Source organism: Deinococcus murrayi DSM 11303, from assembly GCF_000482805.1.
Taxonomy (GTDB): domain Bacteria; phylum Deinococcota; class Deinococci; order Deinococcales; family Deinococcaceae; genus Deinococcus; species Deinococcus murrayi.
On record NZ_AXWT01000027.1, the window covers coordinates 18,487 to 42,500 of the forward strand.

At 67.7% G+C, this 24,014-nt stretch carries 25 protein-coding genes and 1 tRNA gene (1 of these 26 running past the window's edge); 10 read left to right on the top strand and 16 right to left on the bottom strand.

What is annotated here, in order from left to right; translation table 11 throughout:
• Window positions 1-9: 9 nt before the first annotated feature.
• Window positions 10-510, bottom strand: a complete 501-nt coding sequence (locus H565_RS0106830) for a DUF456 domain-containing protein (protein WP_027460389.1) — start codon at window positions 508-510, stop codon at window positions 10-12.
• 58 nt (window positions 511-568) lie between these two features.
• Between H565_RS0106830 and H565_RS0106835 the strand changes: the two genes are divergently transcribed.
• Both H565_RS0106835 and H565_RS16340 read left to right on the top strand, forming a co-directional pair.
• The gene (locus H565_RS0106835) at window positions 569-1,159 is read left to right on the top strand and encodes a peroxidase-related enzyme (protein WP_027460390.1); all 591 of its coding nucleotides are present in this window, start codon (window positions 569-571) and stop codon (window positions 1,157-1,159) included.
• An 11-nt stretch (window positions 1,160-1,170) separates the two neighbouring features.
• Window positions 1,171-1,335, top strand: coding sequence for a hypothetical protein (locus H565_RS16340; protein ID WP_157468908.1), 165 nt, complete (start codon window positions 1,171-1,173; stop codon window positions 1,333-1,335).
• Window positions 1,336-1,396: 61 nt separating this feature from the next.
• On the opposite strand, the gene H565_RS0106845 is transcribed toward H565_RS16340, so the two are convergent.
• The 3 genes from H565_RS0106845 to H565_RS0106855 all read right to left on the bottom strand — a co-directional run bounded on the left by H565_RS0106845 (window position 1,397) and on the right by H565_RS0106855 (window position 3,807).
• A complete protein-coding gene (locus H565_RS0106845) occupies window positions 1,397-2,233 on the bottom strand; it encodes a 3-hydroxyacyl-CoA dehydrogenase family protein (protein ID WP_027460391.1) in 837 nt (278 codons plus the stop codon).
• 65 nt (window positions 2,234-2,298) lie between these two features.
• Entirely contained in the window at window positions 2,299-2,616 is a 318-nt protein-coding gene (locus H565_RS0106850) for a YciI family protein (protein WP_027460392.1), read from the bottom strand.
• A 9-nt stretch (window positions 2,617-2,625) separates the two neighbouring features.
• A complete protein-coding gene (locus tag H565_RS0106855) occupies window positions 2,626-3,807 on the bottom strand; it encodes a thiolase family protein (RefSeq protein ID WP_027460393.1) in 1,182 nt (393 codons plus the stop codon).
• Between the two features lie 106 nt (window positions 3,808-3,913).
• Here H565_RS0106855 and ffh point away from each other — a divergent pair, with 106 nt between their 5' ends.
• The 3 genes from ffh to H565_RS0106870 all read left to right on the top strand — a co-directional run bounded on the left by ffh (window position 3,914) and on the right by H565_RS0106870 (window position 6,941).
• Window positions 3,914-5,260 (top strand): signal recognition particle protein, encoded by a 1,347-nt coding sequence (gene ffh / locus H565_RS0106860; RefSeq protein WP_027460394.1) that lies wholly within the window; start codon window positions 3,914-3,916, stop codon window positions 5,258-5,260.
• 216 nt (window positions 5,261-5,476) lie between these two features.
• Window positions 5,477-6,349, top strand: coding sequence for a tyrosine-type recombinase/integrase (locus H565_RS15995; protein ID WP_084542912.1), 873 nt, complete (start codon window positions 5,477-5,479; stop codon window positions 6,347-6,349).
• 516 nt (window positions 6,350-6,865) lie between these two features.
• Window positions 6,866-6,941: transfer RNA gene (locus H565_RS0106870), tRNA-Lys, on the top strand.
• Window positions 6,942-7,345: 404 nt separating this feature from the next.
• Here the strand turns inward: H565_RS0106870 and H565_RS0106875 are convergent.
• From H565_RS0106875 to H565_RS16345, 3 genes are all read right to left on the bottom strand, one after another.
• Complete coding sequence (locus H565_RS0106875) at window positions 7,346-8,635, bottom strand: tyrosine-type recombinase/integrase (RefSeq protein WP_027460395.1); 1,290 nt, start codon at window positions 8,633-8,635, stop codon at window positions 7,346-7,348.
• Between the two features lie 503 nt (window positions 8,636-9,138).
• Complete coding sequence (locus H565_RS15710) at window positions 9,139-9,585, bottom strand: type II toxin-antitoxin system PemK/MazF family toxin (RefSeq protein WP_027460396.1); 447 nt, start codon at window positions 9,583-9,585, stop codon at window positions 9,139-9,141.
• Window positions 9,582-9,821 (bottom strand): helix-turn-helix domain-containing protein, encoded by a 240-nt coding sequence (locus H565_RS16345; protein ID WP_034384728.1) that lies wholly within the window; start codon window positions 9,819-9,821, stop codon window positions 9,582-9,584. The genes H565_RS15710 and H565_RS16345 overlap by 4 nt, the downstream gene beginning before the upstream one ends.
• Before the next feature lie 146 nt (window positions 9,822-9,967).
• Between H565_RS16345 and H565_RS15715 the strand changes: the two genes are divergently transcribed.
• From H565_RS15715 to H565_RS0106900, 3 genes are all read left to right on the top strand, one after another.
• A complete protein-coding gene (locus tag H565_RS15715; protein ID WP_157468909.1) occupies window positions 9,968-10,369 on the top strand; it encodes a hypothetical protein in 402 nt (133 codons plus the stop codon).
• A 187-nt stretch (window positions 10,370-10,556) separates the two neighbouring features.
• Window positions 10,557-10,862 carry a hypothetical protein gene (locus tag H565_RS0106895; RefSeq protein ID WP_034408649.1) on the top strand — a complete coding sequence of 102 codons (306 nt, stop codon included), beginning with the start codon at window positions 10,557-10,559 and terminating at the stop codon, window positions 10,860-10,862.
• Window positions 10,863-10,903: 41 nt separating this feature from the next.
• A complete protein-coding gene (locus H565_RS0106900; protein WP_157468910.1) occupies window positions 10,904-11,251 on the top strand; it encodes a hypothetical protein in 348 nt (115 codons plus the stop codon).
• Window positions 11,252-12,119: 868 nt separating this feature from the next.
• On the opposite strand, the gene H565_RS0106910 is transcribed toward H565_RS0106900, so the two are convergent.
• Together H565_RS0106910 and H565_RS14610 are read right to left on the bottom strand one after the other, a co-directional pair.
• Window positions 12,120-12,332 (bottom strand): hypothetical protein, encoded by a 213-nt coding sequence (locus tag H565_RS0106910; protein ID WP_027460399.1) that lies wholly within the window; start codon window positions 12,330-12,332, stop codon window positions 12,120-12,122.
• A gap of 142 nt (window positions 12,333-12,474) precedes the next feature.
• Window positions 12,475-13,389, bottom strand: a complete 915-nt coding sequence (locus H565_RS14610) for an RNA-guided endonuclease InsQ/TnpB family protein (protein WP_281170896.1) — start codon at window positions 13,387-13,389, stop codon at window positions 12,475-12,477.
• On the opposite strand from H565_RS14610, the gene H565_RS16585 reads away from it, so the two are divergent.
• On the top strand, window positions 13,317-13,514 hold the full coding sequence (locus tag H565_RS16585; RefSeq protein ID WP_169726660.1) for a hypothetical protein: 198 nt from the start codon (window positions 13,317-13,319) through the stop codon (window positions 13,512-13,514). The genes H565_RS14610 and H565_RS16585 overlap by 73 nt on opposite strands.
• Here H565_RS16585 and H565_RS0106920 read toward each other — a convergent pair.
• The 7 genes from H565_RS0106920 to H565_RS0106950 form a co-directional block, all read right to left on the bottom strand.
• On the bottom strand, window positions 13,509-13,772 hold the full coding sequence (locus H565_RS0106920; RefSeq protein WP_027460400.1) for a hypothetical protein: 264 nt from the start codon (window positions 13,770-13,772) through the stop codon (window positions 13,509-13,511). The two genes, H565_RS16585 and H565_RS0106920, sit on opposite strands and share 6 nt — an antisense overlap.
• On the bottom strand, window positions 13,769-13,993 hold the full coding sequence (locus H565_RS16350; protein WP_156103461.1) for a hypothetical protein: 225 nt from the start codon (window positions 13,991-13,993) through the stop codon (window positions 13,769-13,771). The genes H565_RS0106920 and H565_RS16350 overlap by 4 nt, the downstream gene beginning before the upstream one ends.
• A complete protein-coding gene (locus H565_RS0106930) occupies window positions 13,990-14,493 on the bottom strand; it encodes a hypothetical protein (RefSeq protein ID WP_027460401.1) in 504 nt (167 codons plus the stop codon). The genes H565_RS16350 and H565_RS0106930 overlap by 4 nt, the downstream gene beginning before the upstream one ends.
• Window positions 14,490-17,915: a DUF927 domain-containing protein gene (locus tag H565_RS0106935; protein WP_157468911.1), complete on the bottom strand. Its 3,426-nt coding sequence runs from the start codon at window positions 17,913-17,915 to the stop codon at window positions 14,490-14,492. The genes H565_RS0106930 and H565_RS0106935 overlap by 4 nt, the downstream gene beginning before the upstream one ends.
• A 103-nt stretch (window positions 17,916-18,018) precedes the next feature.
• Entirely contained in the window at window positions 18,019-18,276 is a 258-nt protein-coding gene (locus H565_RS0106940; RefSeq protein ID WP_245576180.1) for a MerR family transcriptional regulator, read from the bottom strand.
• Window positions 18,277-18,429: 153 nt separating this feature from the next.
• Complete coding sequence (locus H565_RS14615) at window positions 18,430-19,350, bottom strand: hypothetical protein (protein WP_034408657.1); 921 nt, start codon at window positions 19,348-19,350, stop codon at window positions 18,430-18,432.
• A 295-nt stretch (window positions 19,351-19,645) separates the two neighbouring features.
• A complete protein-coding gene (locus H565_RS0106950; RefSeq protein ID WP_027460405.1) occupies window positions 19,646-22,510 on the bottom strand; it encodes a CRISPR-associated helicase/endonuclease Cas3 in 2,865 nt (954 codons plus the stop codon).
• A 148-nt stretch (window positions 22,511-22,658) separates the two neighbouring features.
• On the opposite strand from H565_RS0106950, the gene casA reads away from it, so the two are divergent.
• Window positions 22,659-24,014: the 5' portion of a type I-E CRISPR-associated protein Cse1/CasA gene (gene casA, locus H565_RS0106955; RefSeq protein WP_281170897.1), read on the top strand. The gene runs 402 nt beyond the window's last position; only the first 1,356 of its 1,758 coding nucleotides appear in the window; its start codon is at window positions 22,659-22,661; its stop codon lies beyond the right edge, outside the window.

The following is a 24,014-nucleotide window of genomic DNA, read 5'->3' on the forward strand; positions in this document are numbered from 1 at the left end:
CGTCCGCGCTCAGCCGAAGATGCTCTTCGCCGGGTCCCACAGCCGCCACAGCTCGTAGACGCCAATCAGGAGGTGCAGCACCAGCTTGGCGGCGATGCCGGTGAGCAAGCCGACCAGGGTGCCCCAGGCGGCGCGGGTGGCCTCGGCGACGGGCTTGCGGACCACGAACAGTTCGGCAATGAGCGCCCCCGCGAGCGGCCCCACGAGCAACCCAAAGGGCAGGAAGATGCCCACCAGCCCGCCGAGGAGCGCTCCCCACACCGCCTGTTTGCTGCCGCCGTAGCGCCGCGCCCCCCACGCCGAGGCCACGTTGTCGACCATGGAGATGAGGAAAGTGATGACCGCAAAGGTAAGGAGGAAGGGCAGGTCCGGCCAGAGCTGAAAGCCGTCTATCAGCGTGGCGGCGACTGTCCCCGCAAAGATGATGAGGGTGGCGGGCAGCGCGGGCACGAAGGTGCCCACCATGCCGATAATCCAGGCAACCAGAAAGACCAAAAAAGCGAGACTCATACGCTGCGGGGATACGCGGGGTGGGGGAGGGGGGTTCCAGGGCGCATACACTGTCCCCATGACCACAACCCAGCCGCCCAAAGACGAGCGCCCCATCTCCTACCTGCCCGTGCCGGACGCCTCCGGGGTGCCGGAGGGGGTCAGCAAGCTGTGGGCCAAGGCGGAGGCCAACCTGGGCTTCGTGCCCAACGTGTTTCGTGCCCAGGCGGTCAACGGCGAGCAGTTTCTGGCGTGGTGGAACTATTTCAACCTGCTGCTGAACAAGGAAGGGTACCTCACGAACGCCGAGCGCGAACTCGTTGCCGTGGTCGTCAGCAGCGTCAACCGCTGCCTGTACTGCGCGGTGTCGCACGGGGCGGCCCTGCGCCACTTTGACGGCGACGCCCAGAAGGCCGACGCGGTGGCCGTCAACTGGCGGCACGCCCCCCTCAGCGAGCGCGAACGCGCGCTGTGCGAATATGCCGAAAAGCTGACCCTGCGCCCCGCCGAGGTCACCGAAGCCGACCTCCAGCCCCTGCGCGGAGCGGGCCTGGACGACCACCAAATCATGGAACTCGTGCAGGTCATCGCCATGTTCAACATGACCAACCGCGTGAGCAGCGCCCTGGGCTTCCAACCCAACGCCGAGTACTACACCCAGGGCCGCTGAGGAGGTTCGCCATGACGAAGCAAGAAGGTCACGACAAGCCCCAGGAGCAGGAACAGGAGCACCTCCCCCTCTCTGAGTCCGCTCAGGACAAGCCCCCATCCGCCCCGCAGGACGAGGCCAGCACCCCCGGCAAGCATGGCCGCCCCACCGACGACTCCGACCCCGGCCATAGCTGAGGCTCGCAGGGAAAAAGAAGCCGGGGCACGCGCCCTGGCTCCTTTCCCTGACGGCTGAAAGCTAATAGCTATAAAACCCCCGCCCGCTTTTGCGCCCCAGCAGCCCGGCCTGCACCATCTTGCGCAGCAACGGCGAGGGGCGGTACTTGTCGTCGCCCAGGCCCTGGTGCAGCACCTCCATGATGGCGAGGCAGGTGTCCAGCCCGATAAAGTCCGCCAGCGTCAGCGGTCCCATCGGGTGGTTCATGCCCAGTTTCATAATCTGGTCGATGGCTTCCGGCTCGGCCACGCCCTCCATCACGCACTGAATGGCCTCGTTGAGCATGGGCATCAGGATGCGGTTGGAGACGAAACCGGGATAGTCGTTGCACTCCACGGGCGTCTTGCCCATCGCCCGCGCCGCTTCGGTCACCTTCTGGGCGGTCTCGTCGCTGGTGGAATAGCCGCGAATGACCTCCACGAGGGCCATCAGCGGCACCGGATTCATGAAGTGCATCCCAATAAACTTCTCCGGGCGGCCCGACGCCGTGGCGAGGCTGGTAATCGGGATGGAGGAAGTGTTGCTCGCCAGGATGCCCTCCGGCTTGACGGTCTGGCCGAGCTGCCGGAAGAGCTGCGCTTTGACCGCCTCATTTTCCACGACCGCCTCAACCACAAGGTCGCAGTGGGCAAAGTCCGCCAGGTCGGTTGTAAACCGGATGCGCTCCAGCACCGCTGCGGGGCTGTCCGCCAGCTTGCCCTTCTCGTGCAGCTTGGTGAGGCTCCTCTCAATGACGGCCCGGCCCCGCTCCAGAAACTCTGGCTTGACGTCCTGCACAACCACACTGAATCCACTCTGCGCGGCGACCTGCGCGATGCCGCCGCCCATCTGTCCTGCTCCAACGACTCCAAAGTTCATGGGTTCTCCTTGGTTTTGAGGGCGTTCAGCTGTCAGCGGTCCGCCAGCAGCTGAACGCTGGCCGCTTATTCCACCAGCGGGACGCCGTCCAGCGTCAGCGCTCGCCCCCGCTTGACCGGCGTGAAGGGCGTGTAGCGGTACTCGGCGCAGCCCTCCCGCACGAAGGGGTCATCCCTAAAGACTTCCTCCAACTGCTCCCGGCTTGCCGCCTGCGCGAGAAGGACCCCGCCCGTGCCGTCCACCTTGCGGCCCGACACGAGCAGGAGGCCAGAGCGGTAGTGCTCGTCGAGCCATGCCCGGTGCCGGGGCGTGACGGCGGCGAGGTCGTCGCCGCCCTTGAGATAGCGGCTCTCGATGACCCACAGGGCCAGTGTCTGCGTCATGGGCCTAGCTTACGAAAGCCGCTTGACGCTGAGGGCGAGGCCGTTGCCGCCGCCCATGCACAGGGTGGCGACGCCCGTCTCCTTGTCCTGCTGCCGCAGCGCGTGCAGCAGCGTGACGAGGATGCGTGCCCCCGACGCGCCGATGGGGTGCCCCAGCGCCACGGCTCCGCCGTTCACATTCACCCGCTCTGGGTTCAGCCCCAGCTCGCGCTGCACGGCAAGGCTTTGAACGGAGAACGCCTCGTTCAGTTCCCAGAGGTCTACGTCGTTTACGCTTAGGCCGCTTTTTTCCAGCAGCTTTTTGGTGGCGGGCACCGGGGTCATCATCACCCATTCGGGGGCCAGGCCGCCCGTTGCGTAGGACGTGATTTCGGCCAGCGGCGTCAGCCCATGCGCCCGCGCCGCTTCCTCGGACATCACCAGCAGGCTCGACGCGCCGTCGTTCAGGCCGGGCGCGTTGCCCGCGGTGACGGTGCCCCCCTCCTTAAACGCGGGCTTGAGCCGCGCGAGCGTCTCTGGGCTGGTATCGGGCCGCGGTCCCTCGTCGGTATCCACCACCACCTCGCCCTTGCGGGTCTTGACGGTGACCGGAACAATCTCGTCCTGAAAATGTCCGCCCTGCTGGGCGGCGACGGCGCGGCGGTGGCTTTCGGTGGCGTAGGCATCCTGCGCTTCCCGCCCGATGCCGTACTTCTCGGCGACCCGCTCCCCGGTCAGGCCCATGCCCTCGTCATTGATGGCGCACCACAGGCCGTCGTGGGTGTTCGCGTCGAGCACCTGGGCGTGCCCCAGGCGGTAGCCCTTGCGCGCGCCGGGCAACAGGTGGGGCGCGTTGCTCATGGACTCCATGCCGCCCGCCAGCACGACGTGTTGGTCGCCCGCCCGAATCGATTGCGCCGCCAACATCACGGCCTTGAGGCCCGACCCGCAGACCTTGTTCACGGTCAGGGCACCGACCTCCGGCGAGAGACCGGCCCTCAACGCCGCTTGCCGCGCCGGGTTTTGGCCGCTGCCCGCCTGCACGACCTGCCCCAGGATGACTTCCTCCACCAGCTCGGCGGGAATCCCAGCGCGGCGCAGGGTCTCGCGCAGGGTGATGGTGCCCAGCTCTACGGCGCTGAGGTCCTGCAAAGCCCCCAGAAACTTGCCCGTCGGCGTGCGTGACGCCGAGACGATGACTGCTTTGGTCATGGGGGGAGGATAGCGCGGGCAGGCAAACGGGCGTTCGGTTCCCCGCGCCAGGCCACTGGCGACGGGCGGCACCAAGTCGCCCGCCCCCGCATGCTAGCCTCGCCCCATGTTTGAGGCGCTCGGCAACAAGTTGCAGGACATCCTCGACCGGGTGGGCCGCGAAAGCAAGCTCACCGAGAAACAGGTCAAGGAAGCCATGCGCGAGATTCGCATGGCTTTGCTGGAAGCCGACGTGAACTTCACCGTCGCCAAGGATTTCGTGGCCCGCGTGACCGAAAAGGCGGTTGGGCAGGAGGTTCAGGGGTCCTTGACCGCCGGGCAGACGGTCGTCAAGCTCGTCCACGACGAACTGATTCAGACCCTCGGCGGTGAGGCAAAGCAGCCCACCCTCAGCAACGAGGGCAACGTGTTCTTTTTGGTCGGCCTTCAGGGGGCGGGCAAGACGACGAGCGCGGGCAAGCTCGCCGCCCACTACAAGAGCAAGGGTCGCCGCGTGCTGCTCGTCGCCGCCGACACCCAGCGTCCCGCCGCCCGCGACCAGCTCGAAGTGTTGGCGCGGCAGGTCGGCGTGCCCGTGCTCAAGGTGAACGACCATGAGACGCCCCAGGAGACCAAGCGCCGCTTGGACGAGTTCCTGAAGACCGATTTTCGCGACCTGGTCATTGTGGATACGGCGGGCCGCCTCCAGATTGACGAGGCGCTGATGGACCAACTCGCGGCCCTCCAGACCGAACTTCAGCCTACCGAGACGCTCCTTGTCGTCGACGCGATGACCGGGCAAGAGGCACTCAACGTCGCCCGCGTCTTCGACGAGCGGGTGCACCTGTCGGGCCTGATTATCACCAAGATGGACGGCGACGCCCGTGGCGGGGCGGCCCTCAGCGCTCGCAGCGTGACGGGCAAGCCCATCTACTTCGCCGGGGTCAGCGAGAAGCTCACGGGCCTCGAACCCTTTTACCCCGACCGGGTCGCGGGCCGCATTCTGGGCATGGGCGACGTGCTGGGGTTGATCGAGCGGGCGCAGCAGGCCGATCTCAAGGCGATGGAAGTCAAGAAGCCGGGCGACTTTGACCTCGAAGACCTCCTCGTACAACTGCGCCAGATTCGCAAGATGGGGCCGCTGGGCGATCTCCTGAAGCTGATTCCGGGCATGAGCCGGGCGCTGCCGGAGGGCTTTAACATCGACGAAAAGCAGCTTCAGCGCATCGACGCGATGATTTCATCGATGACGATCAAGGAGCGGCGCAACCCCAAAATCATCGACGGACGCCGCCGCAAGCGCATCGCGGCGGGCAGCGGCAGCACGGTGCAGGACATCAACCGCCTGCTCAAGATGCACGAGCAGATGAAGGAGATGATGAAGGTCTTGCAACGCCTGAGTGGTCCCGGCGGCCTGGGCAAGGGCATGAAGCCCCCCCGCATGCCTCCGATGCCCCCCGGCATGAAGCGCTGACATTGACGCCGCTGGGGAGGGTGCCTATACTCAGGCCCGTTGCGCTTCGCAGCTCCCCCAGCCCCGGCGCGGGTCGTTAGCTCAATCGGTAGAGCAGCTGACTTTTAATCTGTGCGGGCAAAACATCGTCTGAGACGCACTTTTTGCCGTAACGCCAGCATTTAAAAAATCCTACCGTCTATGTAGTCTGCTGTACTTACCCCCACCGGAGGAAGTATGCAGATTGCTTTTGCTTTGCAGGAGTTCCTAGCGGAACACATAGTACGGGGGTCACAGCCCAAAACAGTCCGGTATTACAAGTCAATGCTGGAACTTCTATTGCGCCCTTATTTGCATGAGGATATGGCGCAATTGAACACATTCACTGTGAACAAGGCAATGCAAGCCGTTGTGGAACGCAACGTTTCCACCGCAACCCTAGCTTCTTACGACAGGGCATTGCGGAGCTTCACAGCATGGGCCGTAGGGGTTGAACTGCTCAGTAAAGACCCTATGGCGGGCAGGAAACGTCCTAAAGTCCGTACTGAGCCTAAGAAAGTGCTGACAGCACAAGAAATACAATCTATGTTCGACGTTGTGAAGGCAGACAAGCGTCATAAGGAACGCAACATAGCTATTCTCTGGCTTCTGCTGTCCACCGGAATCCGGGCAGGCGAACTCTGTAACCTCACCCTGTCGGACATAGATTGGAATAACGGCATTCTCACTGTGAGGGGCAAGACAGGGCATGGAACTGTTCCTGTGGATAGGCGCACCCTGCAAGTGTTACGGCGTTACGTCACACATGGGCGTAAGGCGACGATTCCGCATGTGTTTGTGTTTGCGAACAGGCCCCTCACTCAAAACAGCCTGACCCATCTTCTTCACAGGACTGGAAAGAAGGCGGGCATTCAAAGGCGGGTCGGCCCTCACCTGTTGCGGCATACGTTCAGCACCAACTTTATGGAGACGAACCCGGACCCTTTCGCCCTTAAGCGCATTCTCCGGCACAGCACCCTTTCAACGTCCATGCAGTACGTCCACAACAGTACGGCGTCCATCCGTAACAAGATGGAAGAATCGTCACTGCTCAGGGGGCTAAGGCTGTAGATATTTATTAAATACGGCGGCACCCCCACAGATACCCACAAAATAATTCCGAAGGGCTAGAAACGGCTTGTATGGGGCAGTGAGGGGCGTTCTCACAGGGCATAGGCGGACGCATTTGCAGGGGGCAGAAAGCATTCACAGCGGCACATGTCCATTGGAGGACTTGACAAACTGCATAAAACCCTGTATAATGGGATATGTGTCGCCAGAGGGGGTGAGGGGCGGGGCAGTCCATAAACAGAAAGCCGCCTGCTGTGAGTAGGTCACAGGGGCGGTATCTGTTTCAGCATTCGATTGTATCTAGTCGGCCATATCTGCCGTTCACAAAAGTAACGGTTAGTTTCAATCGGCACCCTGTGACCTGGGGGGCAGGCCCGTCACCTGTGGCAATGACAGTCTGCTGTAGGTATCCTGCTCCTGTGGGGGCTACAGCGGTAGGATTCCACTGGGTAGGAGACAGGTAGAAACGCCGGGCTTGACAGGCTTCTCAGGTGCCCATACACTGCCCTCCGCTCTGGGTCGTTAGCTCAATCGGTAGAGCAGCTGACTTTTAATCAGCGGGTTCCGGGTTCGAGTCCCGGGCGACCCACCAGAAAGAACCTCGTCCTAGACGGGGTTTTTCTTTTTGGTGTTGGCCCGCTGTCAGGGGCGAGGGCGAGGGCGTGGGCCAATCGCGGCCCATTTGCTTTTTGGGGGGGCATCTTTCCGCCCCCTTCACCCCCCCAGAGGTCCGGCGAAAGGAAAGGGGCACCCGTGCCCTTTCGCCCCCACTCGCGCCCCACTTTCACGCTGCAAAAACACCTATGCGTCTCTAGGTTCAAAAATGGTGGGATAAGTGGGATAAACGGAAAATACGCCGTTACAGACGATAAAAAACTTATCCCACCAGGTGGGATAGTTCTTTGAACTACAAAGTGGTTTCGGGGCGCTCCCAGACGGCAAAAACGGGTATGCCCATTTATCCCACCAAAAAAGCCCCCCGGTGGGATAAATCGCCTACCCCCGTTCCGGGCGGCCCGTCCGGGGCGGGGCTGAGGCGTCCGCTGCCTCTGCCTTCGCCGTCTGGGGGCGCAGGTCTGCCACCCCGTAGGCCAGAGAGCGCAACTTGTCCGGCAGGGCGTGGGCGTAGATGTTCAGCGTTGTGGATACCTGTTTATGCCCCAGCAGCGCGGCCACGCTCACCGGGTCATGCCCCCGTGAAATGAGGTAGGTCCCCGTGCTGTGCCGCAGGGCGTGGGGGGAGAGCAGCGGCACCCCCGCCCGCTCGCAGGTCCGGCGCATAACTGCCCGCAACACGTCTTGCCGCATGGGGCGACCGTCTACCGCCGCAAAGAGGGGCGCGTGTGGGGCCGTCCCCGCGCCCCGGTAGCCGTCTGCCCGCGCTTCGATGCTCACCCTTCGCCGCATGTCTTCCACGATGCCCAGGGCTTCGGGCCACAGGGGGACACGCCGCGCTCCAGACTTCCCCCCGCCCGTGTAGTACCGCCCCTGAAACTCACTGCGGGTCTTCAAGACTTCCACGAAGTAGCCCCCCGCCGCGTCCGGGTAGGGCTTCACATCCCCCCAGGTCAGCCCCAGCGCCTCGCCTATCCGCATTCCCGTTAGCGCGAGAAAGGCCAGCGGCAGGGCGTAGCGGTCTTCGAGGGCCACCGCAAGAAAGCGCCCCAGGTCTTCGGGGGTGAAGTGCTTGACCCGCCCGGCCACAGGTGCGCCCGCTTCCCGTACCGTCTTCGCCGGGGACACGGGCCGGGCGTGCTGTGCCGGGTTCTCGCGCAAGAGGCCGTCTGCTATGGCCCGCTTGTACGCCCCGGACAGCAGCACGTGTAGCTGCCGCTGCCCGCTGTACCCCAGGGGCACGGGGCGCTGTTCGTCATGGCGGGGCCGGGGCGTGCTCAGCAGTTCCCAGTAAGCCCGCAGCCGCCGGGGGTCTACCCCCGCCGCTTTCAGGTGCCCCAGGTGCGGCAGCAGGTGGCGCTCAAACAGGGCCGTGTTATTCCACAGGGTCCGGGGTGCCCAGCTTGCCGCCTTCGCCGCCATGTACTCCCGCACCATCTCGCCCACCGTGAGGGTCTGCGAAGTGGGCCGCTGCCCCACCTGCGCCTCTTTCTGCGCCGTGATAATCGCTTGCTGCGCTTCGGTGCGGGTCCGCACCGTGCCCCCGCGCCGCTCGCGTGTCCCGTCCGGATACGTCACCCGCACGCGCCACCGGAAGCGGCCCGAAGGCAACTCTTCAATCGTGCCCGCGTGCCAGCCCCGCCGCCCCTTCGCCTTCCCCCGCCCCGTCATGGCCCCCAGGGTAAGACAGGCCCGGACAGTGTGGGGCGTGCCCGCACGTGCCCGGAAAGGGGCGGCCCCCCCGTCAACCTTTCGCCGCCCACACCTGGGGCGTGTGAGTCCGGGCGCACTTACCACGCGGGCGCGTCAGCCATTGACGCGGTGCCCGGCGGCCCCACCTGCGCCCCCGCTTTCTTTCACCGCCCACAGGCCCACGCGTGGGGCCAGCTACACGCGCTGGGGCACAGCGAAGGGGGAAGCGTGGGCAAGCGTGGCCCCGGCTTCCCCCTTCCACGGTCTAGGCCCGGCTTAGGGCGTCTGCCGCCCGCGCCCCCCCTCGCGCCACAGCCCGCCCGCGCCCCCACCTGTTTTTCTCTTCGCCACGTTCCGGTTGTCTCATGCGTTCCCCTTTCCGGGTCGCCCCTAAACTTTACGGGCACGTCCCGAAGTGCTAGAATCTGTCTACATTTGGCGTTAGCCACTGATCCCCCTGGCGAAAGTCGGGGGGTGACTATTTACAGGCCCATGAAGGCCCGGAAAGCGGCCCGGAGTGCCCGGAAGTCTGAGTCTGGAAGTTCCACCATGCGGGACCGGAAGCGGGCCGCGCTCACCATGCGCGTTTGGTGGAGCATGGCCCATTGGTCCCGCCCGCGCCAGCGCATCGGGTGATACCAGTCACTCACGCGGGCAGGCTGCCGCGAAGTCACGGGCACGATCACACAGGCTTCCCGGCTCAGCTTCCGAAGCACGATCACGGGGCGGGTAAAGGGTGGCCCGATCACACCCCCCGGCCCCTTCCCGTATACCTCCGAGCCGATGCCCACCCCCACGGCACACCACCACACTTGACCTTCCCGGAAGATGGGCGGGCCGCCCGCCGCGTGTAGTGCCTTCTTTTCCTCATTCCAGGCGTCAAAGTCCGCCGCCGTGGGGCCGCCCGGCGTGCCACTGCCCCCAGTCACCCGGCCCCTTCCTCTTCGCCGGACTCCTTCGCGGCACCGGGGGCCACGGTCAGCCGCAGGTCTAGGGCTTCGAGGATGGCCGCCCACAGCGGGGGCACCTTCCCACCGTCTGGAAGGCCATTTAAGGCACGTGTGATGTGGTTAGGGTGTTTCCCCACAGCGCGGGCGAGGTCTGCCCGGCTCATGCCTTTCTCTTTCAGGCGGGCGTTTACTGCCGCCCGTATTTCGTCATTCATGCCTACAGTCTACCGCCCCCCGGTATCTACCGGAAGGTGGTTGACATACATACCGTTTTCCGGTAGTATCAGGTCAGCAGAAAGAGGGCAAGCATCCGCCAAGATTCCGCCCCCTGACTGACTCCCCCCTAACGAAAGGAAGCACCGTGAACACTATCACCCCCACCCCGAAAGACGGCACCTACAGCTACCGCGCTCCCCTGAGTGGCGCTTCAATGCTCGCCCGCTTCGAGGGCGGCACCCTGACCTACCTCACCCGCAACGGCGAAGCTCAGCCCCTCACCCCCCTGACCGCGCTGCACGTGGCCCATGAACTGAGCTACCTCGACGGCGTGGCGTTCATGCCCCTGGCCCGGCCCATCGGGAAGGCCGCCGGGTGCCGTCTTCACCGCCTCATGGCCCGTGCGGGCATCCCCAGCGGGGAACATTACGCCTTCGCCGCCCGCACCCTGGGGCGGCCCGTGGCGAGCCTCGCGGCCCTGTCCCCCGTAGAAGCCCGGCGGGTGTGGCGTGACCTGTGCGCCTACGCCCCACGCCTGACCGCCTGAGCCGCTGGGGGGCCACCGTGCCCCCCACCCCCTGCCCCCGGCTGGAAGCCGTGCCCGCGTGACTGATTCCGGCGAAGAGAGAGGCCGCGCCCCCTTCGCCCTTCCGCTTCCAGCCCCGGCCCCGCCGCTGTATTCCTCGCCCTGGCCCTGACCGTGGGCCGCCTCACCCGGAAAGGACGTGCCGCCCGTGTCTGACCTCGCCCACTCTCCCACCCTCGCCCACCTGCCCACCGTGGCCCATGTGGAAGCCCTGCCCGGCCATGCGGCCCGCCTGACCCTCGAAGGGGGCGGTGTATTCCACTTATCGCCGGAAGCCACACCCCGCGCTTCTTTTCTGCCGCAGACGCCGCGGGGGGTGGCCATCTTGCTTGAAGACTGGAAAGACCCCAGCGCCCGCGCCTTCGCCGTTCCTGCACCCCATGACGCGGCTCTGTCCCGACTCTTTGGCGAAGAGAAAAGGCCCCTCACCCTGCCCAAAGGCGGCGAAGCGTGAGGCGGCAGGGCGCGAAGGGGCGGCCCCTCTTTCCTGGGGCCGTGACCCTCAGCACCGCCGCTGTGATCTTCGAGGGGGACGGGCGGCCCGCCCTGTACCTGGGGACACTGACCGCCGGGGGGCATCCGCAGGTCTTCCGGGTGCCTGAAGGGGTGGGCGTGACCGTGGAAGTGCCCCACCCGCTGCCCGAAGGCAAGCGCCGCGTCTTTCTGCCCGCCGGGTCCGGCGTGACCTTTGAGGGCGAAGGGGGCCAGGGGCAGCGCCTTGCCCTGCACGCGGTCCGGGCGGCCCGTGAGCTGATAGAGGCCCTGGGGACGTATGCCCACGCCCGGCAGACGTGGGAAGAGGCCCGGCAGGTCTTCGCGGGTGAGGGCGCGGGGGCCGCGTGACGGCGAAGAAGGAAGCCCAGCCCGTGCCCCACCTGCCCAACTGACCTGCCCCATCAAGGCCCCCCGGACCTGCCACCGGGGGGCTTTCTCTTCGCCGCTAACCGGGCAGCCCGTAGCGCAAAAAGGCCAGGGTCAGCACGTATGTTTTCCAGGGCAGGGCCGCTACCAGCTCGCCGCGCGTCCAGCTGTTAAGAAAAGTCAAGGTTGCGCGGGTGCCAGCACCGATGCCCGCAAAAATGCCCGCACCGATGCCCGCAAAAATGCGGTGTCTGCGCCCCCACGCGCACGCGGGCGAGACGTTCCTCTGACTTCGCAATTTGCGAAGTGGACTCTGCGCCCCCACGCACGCGGGGCGAGACCTGCTATCTGCGAGAAAAACGCAGATACGCGCCCCTACCGCCCAGGTGGGGGCTTTCACGCACTTATCCCCCGTAATTGCCACCCAAAAAAAGACTGCGGATAGCGCGCTCGCTACCTAACCGCTACCAGCTCGCCGCGCGCCCAGCAGCGCCAGGAGGAACCCGAACAGCGCGTTCGCCATCAAACCGCTACCGGCTCGCGGTCGGCGCTCTGTTAAGAAAAGTCAAGGTTGCTCTCGCCCGTGTGCGCGTGTGGGCCATCTTGAAAAGTTTTCAAGATGGGACCGACTCGCCCGTGTGAGGCGCTCTCTCGCCCGCGTGTGCGCGGGGCCGCGCTATCTATAACTTTGTTAGAGATACGCCGACTCGCCCGCCGCGCATGGGCTGACGAGCTGGTCTCCACTGCTCAAATTGAGCAGTCAAGCGAGCGCGTAGGCCGCGATGGGCGCACATTTTCCGACATTTTCCGACATTTTCCGACTTAAAAAAGAGCGCCCACCCTCGCCGCGTCATGGGGTGTCCCCGTACTCCACAAAGACCCGCAGGGCGGGCCGGGGCCGTAGGGCTTGCACCTGGGGCGCGGTCAGGGTGTGCCCCGTCCCCTCAGCCCTGGGGAAGACCTGCCGGAAAGTGCCGGGGGCGTCTTCCACTTCCTGCCACACTTCCAGCCCGCCGCCGCCCTGCCGGGCTTCCAGCGCCGCGAGCCGTTTACGCCGCGTCACGCGGCCCCCCTGCCACTCAGCCGGGGGCCGGGCGTGCCTTCCTCTTCGCCGGGCTGCCCTTCGAGGGCTGCTATCCGGGCTTCCAGCTCGCCCACTTCCACAATGCGGGCATAGGCCGCCGCGCCCTGTCATGACCCCACGCCTAAAGGCGGGGGCTTGTGTCTGGACTCCACCGCAACTCCGAGTACCTTTTCAGGCGCTCAGCTTTGGTTTCAGCATCCGACACATCGGGGGTGCATGACAAACACCCCGTGGCCGCCCAGTCTTGCCGGACGACCAATGCCCTGAGTCCTACGTTCCTGCTCCCCACGAGGTCGGCGTGCAACTGATACCCGCAGCTCTCACAGACGAACATCAGCCCCTTCTGGGGGCGATTGTCGCGGCTGCAATGCCCACAACGGGGGCACGTTTGCGAGGTGTAGTGCGCGTCCACCTTCACCACCATGCTGCCCCGCAAGGGAGCCTTGTACGCCAGGAAGCTCAGCAACTCGGCGTAACTCCACCTGGAGCGGCGGCGGTTGGCTTTCCGGGTCTTTTCGGAACTGCCCTTTCGGCTGCGCCTTTCGGTGCGGTCACGGACTCCGGTCAGCTCCTCGACGCCGATAAAAGCATTTGGGAAGCGGGAAAGGATTTCAGCGGCGATGGCGTGGTTGGTCTCAGCAATAAACCGTCTTTCCCGGCCCGACAGCGCCACCAGGCGGCGCACAGCGGAACGGGTGCCTTTTTGCTGAAGCGACTTGCGGGCGTTGGCGTACCGCTCCGCTTTGCGAAGCGGAGCTTTGCCCGACTTGAAGAGCGTCTTGTTGGAGGTACTGCTTGCGACGGCAAAGTAGCGCATCCCCACGTCCACGCCCACCACCTGCTTATGGGCGGTGGGTTCGGGGTCAGGAAGCTCCATGCTCAGGGGGACAAGCAGGAAGTACTGCTTCCTGACCTTGCTTGCCTGAAGGCAGGGGCTTCCCCGGAGCCTTTCGGTGAAACCGCATGAATCGCTTTCAGGCTCAGCAGCGGGTCTTCTTCTTCCAGCAGCTCGCCCGCCCGCGTGAGGGCACGCCACAGCAGGGCGCGGGCATCTTCAAGCGTGCCGGGCTTGCTGCGCCGCTTCTTTCGCTTGCCCATCCGGGCCTGTACCGGGTTGCTGTTCATCGCTATCACCTCGCCCCACGTGGGGGCCGTCTATAGACGGGGGGGGCTGCCCACACCCCGCAGGGCTTCCAGGGCGGCCCCGTGCCCTTTCGCGGTCAGTCTGCCCGCCCGGAAATGGCCCGTAACGTGCGCTTCTAGGGCCGCCCGGCGCAGGTGGGCGGGGTGCGGCTCATGGCGGCGAAGGAAGGCGGCCCAGGCCACCCGGACGGGCAGGGGCACGCTCTCAGAATCTGAGAGCAGCGCCAGGGCCAGGGCGTAGCCGTGGGGGGTGAGGGTCTTCTCTTCGCCGCTCACAGCCCCAGCCCTTCCCGGCGCAGGTAATGGCGGGCCACCGCCTCGCCCTGGGGCGTCAGCTTGCCCCGGCAGAGGTAGCCCAGCCCTTCCGCCGTGCCCAGGGCCACCCCCTGCCGTGTGGGGCGGCCCGCTAAGGCCAGCGCCCGCACCCGTGACCGCGTAGGACCGGGGGGCAGCGTCCGGGCGTAGGCGGCGAGACACGCCCATTCCACCCCCGTCACGGGGCCACCCGCCGGGGCTGGGGGACCGGACGGGGGGGCTGCCCCTTCGCTCGGTAGCCGCGCCCCACCTCTTCGCCCTCCCCCCGGTAGGCCGCGCACCTGTGCCCGGCGTGGATGGCGAGGGGCGGCACGCTGCCGGGCCAGGCCGCCGGGGGGCAGCCGCAGGTGCCCATGTGCGCCCCCCAGTCCGGGGCCTCTTCCCAGCGGGCACAGCTTCCGCAGTGCCCCGGCAGGGCAGACAGCGCCCCCCAGTCCGGCAGGGGCGGGCCGCGCCTTTCCTGCGCCAGGGGCACGTCTTCCGGCAAAGAGGAAGCCGGGGCCGGGGCCTCTTTCTTCGCCGTCCGCAGGGCGTCGAGGAGGGCCGCCCGCTCTGCCCGGACCGCTGCCAGCAACGCCGCCGGGGGCCGCTTGCCGCTGAGGGTCAGGCTTTCGCCGTCTTCACTCAGGGCCAGCCGCGCCCCTGCTGCTTCGAGGGCGGCGAAGAGAGAGGCCACGCTCACAGCGTCACCGTCCCCGGCAGGTCTGCCCCTTCCGGCAGGTCTTCGAGGTCTTCCAGGGTCAGGGCACGGGGGGCGGGCGGCGAAGAGAAAGGGGCCTCTTTTATCCCATTTATCCCATCCCTTCCCTTGAAAAAGAGAGTAAGTGGGATAGAAGAGAACGCCGTCTCAGTCGTACTTTCTTCGCCATTTATCCCATTTATCCCATTTATCCCACCGTGGAAGATATCGGGGTCTATAGGCAAGCGCAGGGTCAGCAGACGGGGCTGCCCGCCCATGCCGTAGACCGTGGCTTTCCACATGGGCCGCCAGCCCGTGACCTGCCCGCCTTTCTTCACCGCTTCGCAGCGCATGGCCCCCAGGGGCTGTAAGCGGTCGCGCATGTTGGCCCACAGCGTTCCGGCGTCGGGAAGCTGCCCCGCGCCCTGCCCGGCTGCCGCCCGCTGCAAGGCTTCATGCAAGGCGTCCGGCTGGAAGTACCCCCACTCATCCCCGCCGTCTTTTTCGTGCCAGCCCACCCGCGTGGCACCGGGCCGCGTGCGCCACTCGCCTACTTCTTCGCCGTCCCGGTCCCGGCGGGGGTGGTATTCCCAGCCGTACCTTTCCGGCGTGACCTGGGGCGGGCCGCCTTCCCTGCGGTCTTCGAGAAAGACCCGCCCGGACCCCAAGAGGCCCGACAGGATGGAGAGCGCCCGCTCTACCGGGTCTTCTGAGCGCAGGTGCTCGCCCTGGCCCCGCGCCACGTCCCCCAGCGCCGCGAGCACCCGGCCCCACAGGGCCTCGCCTTCGCCGGGCGTGACCGCCCCCACCTCCAGAGCAAAGGCGAGGAAGGTGCCCCACCCGTAGGCGAGTTCAGCCACCGCCGGACCCGTGCGCCCGTGGAGTCCCGCGAAGTGCCCGGTCATCTGCCGCACCGCGTCCCGGTGCCCCGGCGCTTCGGCCATGAGTTCCCCAAAGTGGGCCGCGATGTGCCGGACGTACCCGGCGAGGGCGTGGGCATAGACTCCCGCCGCCCCCAGGTCTTCCGCCGCGTCAAAGGCCGCCTTGAGAGCGGGCGAGTGAATCAGCCGGGCCGTGACGGGCACCGCCAAAAGCCGCGCCCGGTTGCTGTGGCCCTGGGGCAGCCGCTCACTGGAAGACATGACCGTACCGCGCGGGTACAGGGCCGCCCGTTCCCGGCGGTCTGCGGTCAGGGTGCCGCGCCCCTGCCCGTCTGCCACCCCCTGGAGAATCCGGGCCGCCGCCGCGTGCATCCGCGCCGCCTCACCCGCCTGACCGGACGGCTTGAAGTCATCAATCAGAAAGAGGGCATCTTTCACCCGGAAGGCCGCGCTTTCCAGGGCGTTGGGCGAGCTGTTCCAGCTGTCCGGCAGGTGCCGCCTGTGCCACCCGGCCCCGAAATGCGCCATAGCGAAGGCGGCGAAGGCGGTTTTATGGCGGCCCGTCTCGCCCGTGGGCCACACAGCGAAGTCTGACCGCCCCAGGGGGGCGCGGTACACCGCCCCCAGGATGGGCACGGCCACCGGGTCCGGGGCGAGGTTCAAGAGGGCCAGAGAGTGGCGTACGGCGGCCCGCAGGTCGCTTCCTTCGCCGGGGTCCGGCAGGGCGTAGGCATTGAGCCGACCGCCGAGGTCCACTTCCACGCCGCTCACCGCGCCCGCCCGCCCAATCACCGCGCCCGCCGTGAGGTACAGGGGGCCGTGCTGGGGGTGCTGTATCCATCCCGTATGGCGGTAGACCGTGCGCTCTGCCACGCCACGGGCCGCGCTGAGCAGTTGGATAGCCGCCCGCGCCTTGTCTTTCTTGCCCTGCCCAGCGTGAACAATGCCGCCCGCGCCCCACTTCGCCACAGGCCAGCGCATCCCTTCAAACTCTGCCGCCGTGACCCGGACGCGGGGCAGCCTTCCCCCATCCGGGCGCGTGCCTTCCAGCTCGAAGAGGCGAGCCGCCTCACCTGCGCCGTCTTCTTCGAAGACTTCCGCCGTGATGTACGCCGTGAACTCCGCGAGTGTTTCCGCGCTTTCCCACTCGCGCCCGTCTGCCGATTGAATCTTGAGGGCGCACAGCTTCCCGCCCCGCACCCCATAGCCGCTCACGTCGGAAAGCCACACGTCCCCGGCTTCGCCCTGGCCCTCTTCGGGCGTGGCCTCTTCCTTCGCTGGGGGCTGCCACGTGCCCGCCTCTTCAAGGGCTTCGAGCAGCCGCGCCCCCTGCCACGCGGCCACGTCTTCCGCTGTCCCGAAGTCCGGCACCCGCCCCAGGGCGTCACAGGCATCCCCACCCGTCACGTCCCCGGACCCGGACGGCGAAGGAAAGGCGAAGGGGATGACGTGCGCCCCCGCGCCGCCCCCGCGCCCCACCTGCCGCACCGTGGCCCCCGCACTTGCGCACAGGGCCGCCCACGCGCCCCGTGCCGCGTCCCCTTCCGCGTCCGGGTCCGCATAGAGGTAGGCCACGCGGCCCGCTTCCAGGCCGTGCAGGTGGGGCCACGCGGAAGCGCTCGCCACCCCCTGCACCCGGTAAGCGTGGCCCTGCCCCGCCGCTTCGAGCATCACCTGCACGGCTACCGCGTTCAGTTCGCCTTCTATGGCGAGCATGGGCCGGGCGGCGTCCCCCTCGAAGCCGGGGGCGCACCATGCCGGGCTGTGGCCGCCTTTCGTGAGGTAGGCGTATCTGTTTGCCTTCGCCGCTTCCAGGTCTGCCTTACTGCCGGGGTTCCGCACCTTGACCGCCCAGGCTTTGCCGTCCGGGCCGCGTACCTCGAAGGCCACGGCACCGGGCAAGACAAAGCGCGACAAGCGGTAGGTCTTCTGCGGGCCGCCTTCCCGCCCCACCTTCCCGGCGAAGCGGTACGCCCGCAGGATGCCGGACGCCAGGGCGGGGGAGAGGCCGCGCCGGGCGAGTTCCGCATGTTCCGGGCTGTCTTCCCCCGCTTCGATGGGCACCCACCCCCGCAGGGCGTGGGCCAGGGCGTCCGGGGTGAGCGGCCCCTGGAGGGCCAGCTTTTCCCGCACCGCGTCCGGGTTGACCCGTCGGGGGGCGACCGTTCCCGGCGACCCGTTGGGGCGGGCGTTCTTGCCCTGGCCCTTCCGGGCTTCGGGGGGCGTGTCGGGGATTCCGGCCCACTCAATCAGCAGCCGCGCCGCCTCGCCTTCGCTTATCCCCAGGGCGGAAGCGGTGAAGGCGAGTGCGCCCCCCTCGAAGCCGTCCCCGCCAAAGCGCTTAAAGACCGCCCCGTCCCTGCCCATGCTCACCGACAGGGACGGGTCTTTCTCTTCCAGGCCAGGCCGGAAGTCACAGATAGCGCCGCCCCCGTCTTCCAGGCCGCGCAGGTCTGCCGCCGGGTTGACGATGCCCGCCAGCCGCCGGACCAAAGCCCCCGGACGGTTCGCGGGGTGCCGCAGGGCGTCCATTAAGGCGCTCATCGCCCACCCCCCAGGCGAGGGGGACACAGCGGGCCGCGCTGCCCGTTATGCTGTGTCCGGAGCCACCCCGCTTCGCCCACTCGCCCGGTCTTCCCGCCGGGCGTCATTTGTTGCCCTTCGCCGCAGGGGCCACCCGCAGACTTTCGCGCCACGTGAGGAAGTCCGCCTGTGCCACCAAATAGCGGGGCCTACCCCGCCGGGCCGTGTTGTAGGCGGGCAGCTCGCCGTCTCCAATCGCCCTGTAAATCAGGTCACGGGGCAGCCCGTAGCGCTTCCACAGGGCTTGAGGGCTGAGCATCCGGTCTTCTGCGGGCAGCACGTCCGGGCGGGCCGCCGCGTGAGGGTCTAGGTTCAGCGTCATATGTTCCCCTGCCCCTGACCGGGCTGTATCAAAGCCGGGTCAGGGGTGCATGTCTGAGGGGCCGCGCCTGTCCACTGGGGACAGGGGCCACACGTCAAAGCAGGGCCGGGCCTACCGCGTGCCGCTTCGCCATACTCGAAGCAGCCCGGCAGCTCAGGCCAGGGGGGGTGCTAGGGGTGCGGTGGGGGGCCGTGGCCGGGCGTACAGGGGCCGGGGCGCACGGGTGCGGCGAGAAACAGGCTTAACCCGCCGGGCGAGGTGGGCGCGGTAGGCGGCAGCTTCAAGGGCGCGAAGGGCGAGGGTGAGGGCGAGGGAAGCCTGCCGCGCCTGCCGCTTCATAGCCCGCATGATGGCCCGCGCTGCCCGGCTGTCATGGGTAAGCAGGGCATAGGCCAGCATGTCCCGCGCCCCGCCTGCCTTCCAGAAAGTGAACTGCTCCGGCTGTTCTTCCGGCTGCCATGCCACATAGCAGTTATCGGCAAGCTCCCGCAGGTACTCCCAGTCCACGCCATCCGGGTTGCTTTCATCTGCCCACGCGGGGGCGAGTGCCCGCAGCCTTTCCATACGGCGTTCTTCTTCAATGGACCGCCGGGCCTTCTTCTTCTCCGAGGGGCTAAGGACAACGCACTGGGCCGTAGCCCCTCGGAGACCCGCCACGCGGCGGGCTTCTCTCATGGCAAGAAACACAACCCATGCAAGGGCCTGCTTTTTGATATAGCCAAGCTTAGACCCCAGCTTCATACGCCATAGGACCAACATCCCCACGCGCCGCCCCCGGCGCGGCCCCTTTGAGATGTGCCCCCGCCCCCGCGTCGCCCGCTGGAAGGCCAGGAAGTGCGGGGCCATGTTCAGCCGGGCCGCTGCCACTTCGAGCGGCGAGGGCTGGGGTAGCCCCAGGTGCGGCAGGTCTTCCCCTTCGCCGCCCCCTTTGGCCCAAACAATCAGCGGCCCGCGTACAACTTTCGCGCCGAACATACCGCCGGGCGTCAGGGTGTGAGCTGCCCACGTCACCGGGGACGCCACCCGCGCCCATGTTCCGGGCGCGTAGGCGTTCAGGCTGGGGGCGGGTGCCATGCCGTACAGCGTAGCAGATTACGTAAAGGGCCGAATACTACAGGGCACCCGTGGGCCAAGCGTGGCCCATATGGGCCAGAAAGCACCCCTTTTTCGCCGGAAAGCCCCGGATGGGCTTTCGCCATGAATGCCCTCCCAGACAGCGCCCAGCGACAGAAAAGGGGAAGGGGCAGGGCATCCCCGGCCCGCCCTTACGTCTCCTTTTAATCAGCGGGTTCCGGGTTCGAGTCCCGGGCGACCCACCAGAAAGAACCTCGTCCTAGACGGGGTTTTTCTTTTTGGTGTTGGCCCGCTGTCAGGGGCGGGTGTACACCAGGCCCTGTTCTGGGTCCAGCCGCACCTGAAGTCCCCCCACCTCGGTCATCCCGCTCGTCAGCACCAGTGGCACAGCGCCCCGCAGGAGCGGGTGCGCTCGCCAGCCCCGGTGCTCGGTGCCCAGCGAGCCTTCCCAGAGAGTGCCTTGCTTAGCGGCCCGCACAAGTTCCGGGCGCGAGACACTGAGCGAGCGGCGGTAAATCTTGCGGGCGTGCTCCGTCTCTGACTTCTCCAGCCGGTCAAAGCGGGGCGCGAGGTCTTCCCGCGTCCGGTCCCAGAAGGGCGAACGGCACACCCGCCAGGCCCCGTTTTCGGCGCGTTCCACCGGCACGAGCCGCACGCTCTCCTCGCCCAGGCGAGTGCCGGGAAAGTCGTCCTCCTCCGCGCTCAGGGCTGCGGGGTCGTCGCTGGCGCTCTCGCTGTCGGGGTCGGCGTCGGGGTGGCGGTGGAGGCGTGTGCCCCAGAAGTCGGCGGGGCAGCCAATGTGGGCGAAGGTGCCGGTCGTGGCCTCGTTCCGGCGCTGGTTGTTGAGCACGGCCTCGGCTGCCGCGAGCTGCTCACGCTGTTCAGGCTCCAGCTCCGGCGCGTCAAACTCAGGCGCATACACTTCCTGCACCAGCGCGTCGAGGTCGTCGGGGAGGGTCAGCCCCCCCGGCAGCCGCCGCCGCAGCGCCAGCCACGAGCGGTAGAGCAGCGCGGGGGCGTACACCCGGCCCCAGAACTCGCGCTCCAGACTCTCGCTGGGCCACTCGTCCAGTCCGGCGACGTACAGCACGGCAGCGTCGTGGCCGTGCCGCCGCTCCCAGTTCTCCGCGTGACGGTGCAGCCGCCCGGCCCGTTGCAGCACGAGGTCAGCGGGGGCAAGGTCGGTCAGCATCACGTCCGCATCAAAGTCGAGGCTCTGCTCGGCCACCTGGGTGGCAATCAGGATGAAGCGCTCCGGGCGCTTGCCGCCTTTCCCCAGATAGCGCAGCACCCGTTCCTCGCGCTCCAGCCGCTCGTCTGCCGGGTAGCGGGCGTGATAGAGGAGCACGCCGACGGCCTTCGGGTCCTTCTTCCCCCCCTGCGTGCAAGTTCGGGCCGTGACCCCCCGCCGCTCCAGTTCCTCCAGTACCTCCGCCTGCACTGCCTGTGCCCGCGCGACGGTGTTCACGATCACCGCCACGCACCCGCCGCCCACCGCGAGGTCCACCGCTTGCCGGGCCACCCCCGCCGCCTCACTGCCCAGGGGCCGCAGGGTGAGGTGCTGGCGCGGACGGCTGGCGTTGCCATCCTCGTCGTGGTCGGGGATGGTCAGGGTCTGCACTTCGCCCCCCACCGGGGCCACCGTGAGGCGCGGGTAGGCCGCCGTCGCCGTGGGCGCGTCCTCCACCCCCCAGGCCCGCAGCAGGGCGCGGCGGCTCGCCTCCGGCAGGGTGGCGCTCATGAGGACCACGCTGGACCCCAGCGCCCGCAGCCACGCGACGAGGGCGGCAATCAGCTCGGAGGTGTAGGTGTCGTAGGCGTGCACCTCGTCGAGCACGACGACCCGGTTGCCCAGCCCCCACAGCCGAACGAACTGGTGCGGCACGCCCAGCACCCCCAGCAGCGCTTGGTCGACCGTGCCCACCCCGTACTCGGACAGCAGCGCCCGCTTGCGGTTGGTGAACCACTCCTCGGCGCGGACGCCGTAGCCACCCGCCTCGGCGGGGTCGCCGGGGGCGTTGCGGGTGCGCTGAATGGTCGCCTGGAAGTGCTTGTTTAGCAGCGTGCCCCCGTGCGCGAGTTGGAGGTCGGGCGGGGTTTTGCGGCCCTGCGCGGCCAGGAACGCCGCGAAGCGCTCGTACATCGCGTTCCCGGTCGCCTGGGTGGGCAGCGCCACGTACATTCCCCGGTGTCCCGCCGCGTGCTGAAGCTGGAGGTGCGCGTAAAAGGCCGCCTCCGTCTTGCCCTCGCCCATCGGGGCCTCGACGAGGACGAGGGCCGGGCCATTCACATCCGCCAGCGCCTGCGCCAGCGCCGTCTGGAGGGGGCGGGGCGAGAAGCCGAACACGTCCGCGAAGGGCGGCACCTCCTCCCGCAGCGGCGCGAATGCGGGCCAGCGAATCCCCGCCAGCGTCTGCCGCGCCCGCTCCCGCGCCCGCCCAAAGTAGGTCGCTGGGTCCTCGTAGGCCGAGAAGTCCGTCGTGGTCGGCAGCGGAAAGGAGCTGCCCAGCCAGTCCGCGAAGCTGGTCAGCCCCGCGAGGCGCATGAAGGCGGCAGGGGAGAGGGTGGGAACGGTGGGCACGGCGTCGTAGCGGGCACCGACGCCCTTGGTCACCAGGCGGCACAGCTCCCGGCGGACCTGTCCCCAGCGGGCGTCCCCGGTCTGCGCCTGCGGGAGATTGAGTTCGCGGTCCTCCACCCGGAAGCCGTGGTGACAGCCCACCGCGTCCGCCACCCCCCGCGCCACCGGCCCCGGCCATCCCAGCCCGGTCAGAAAGTCCGGCAGCACCGCCTGGGTCACCACCCCGTGCGGCGTGTAAGGCTCGCGCAGGTCAGGGGGAAAGCGGAGCGCTGGGTCCACCCCGCCCCGCCCCTCCGCCCACAACACCTGAAAGGCCGGACTCGCCTTGCCCAGGTCGTGCAGGGCCACCAGCGCCAGCGTCCAGGCCAGCGCCTGCTCGCCCCCCAGCCCCAGGTCGCCCTCAAACAGTGCTCGCGTCTGCGGCGGCTCCAGCTCCAGAATCTCCGCCGCGCACGCCGCCACGTCAAGCAGGTGATTGAGCACGGGCAGCCACGCGCCCTGGGTGCCGTCCGCGTTTTTCTTCGCGCTCTTGGCCCACAGGGTCCGCGCCGCCGCCGTGATGGGGTGGAGTTGGGTCATGTCGCGAGCCTACTTGCTCTCGGCGTCGGTTGGTGACACACCTGAGTCTCGCCTCTGCTGTCAACCACTGACGCACCTCAGCGGCAGGCTAAGGCTTAGGGCACACCACAAGTCCGCGGGCAAACTCGTCCGCGCCGACGCGCCGAGCGTGCTTGACTGTGCCCACGGAGGTGAGCTGTTGGACACGTTTTCCCTACTGGACAGGGAGTGGGTTCCTGTGGTCGCTGGGGGCGGCGAGCGGCGGCACGTCTCCCTGCGGGATTCCCTGCTGCGGGCCGCCGAGTTCCGCCGCATCGACGCCGGGCATCCCTTGCAGACCGCCGCGCTCTACCGCCTGCACCTCGCGGTGCTGCACCGGGCGCTGAAGGGGCCAAAGGACGCCGAGCAGGGGGCTGACTGGTACCTGGCGGAGCGCTTCCCGGATGAGGTGGCCCGTTATCTGGACCGCTACGCCGACCGCTTTCACCTCTTCGGGCCGCGGCCCTTTATGCAGGTGGCGGACCTGGACCCGGCCTTGGTGGGCGAGAACTTCCGCAGCCACTGGACCCGCCTGAGCGCCGAGGAGGGCAGCCCGAATACGACCGCCCTCTACAACGTGGAGGCCCGGCCTGGTGGAGACCGTTCCGACGCTCTGACCCCGGCGCAGGCGGCCCTGCGGTTGCTGGAGCACCAGAACTTCGCCCTGGGGGGGCTGATTAAACGCTTTACCACGTCGGCGCGTGCAGCTCCGGTGGCCACGGCGGGCCTCTTTCTGGCGGAGGGCGCGAACCTGTACCAGACCCTGTGCCTCAACCTGGTGCCCTACCCGCAGGCGATGCACGGGCCGGACCTGCCCCCCTGGGAGGAGGCCCCCCTCACCGTGGCCCAGATTCGCGCCCATTACGACCCCGAACAGCCCCGTGTGGCCGCCGGGTACGCGAGCCGTTACGCGTGGCCCAGCCGCAGCGTGCTGCTGCTGCCGGAGGAGACGCCGCAGGGAGTGGTCGTGCGGTCGATAGGCTTCGGCGCTGGGGTGCCGCTGGAGGGGCCGGGCGAGGGCAGCGGCACGGGCACCGACCCGATGGTCAGCCTGCGCCCCAGCCGCGACCCCAAGAACGAGCAGCCCTTTCCCTACAAACTGCGGCGTGAGCGGCTGCTGTGGCGCGACCTGAATGCGCTGCTGCCCGACCCCGCCGCCCAGGTGGACGAAAACCGCCAGGGCAAGGTGAAGGTGCGGCCCGGCACCCCCCCCCGAACCGTCTCGCACGCCCGCGACGTGATGCAGACTGTCGCCGAGCGGAGGGCCGGGGCAGGGAAGCCGCCGCCCGCCCCCTCCCAGGACGCCCCCGAAGACGTCTGGGCCGAGGAAGGCATCCCCGACGCCCGCGCGGCCCATCCGGTGATTCCGGTGGTCGTGTTCGGCCAACTGACCGACCAGGGCAAGGCCTTTGCCATGCGCCAGGAGACGTACACGCTGCCGGAAGCCTTTATCGAGAATCCAGAGCGCTTCCGCGACCACGTGCAG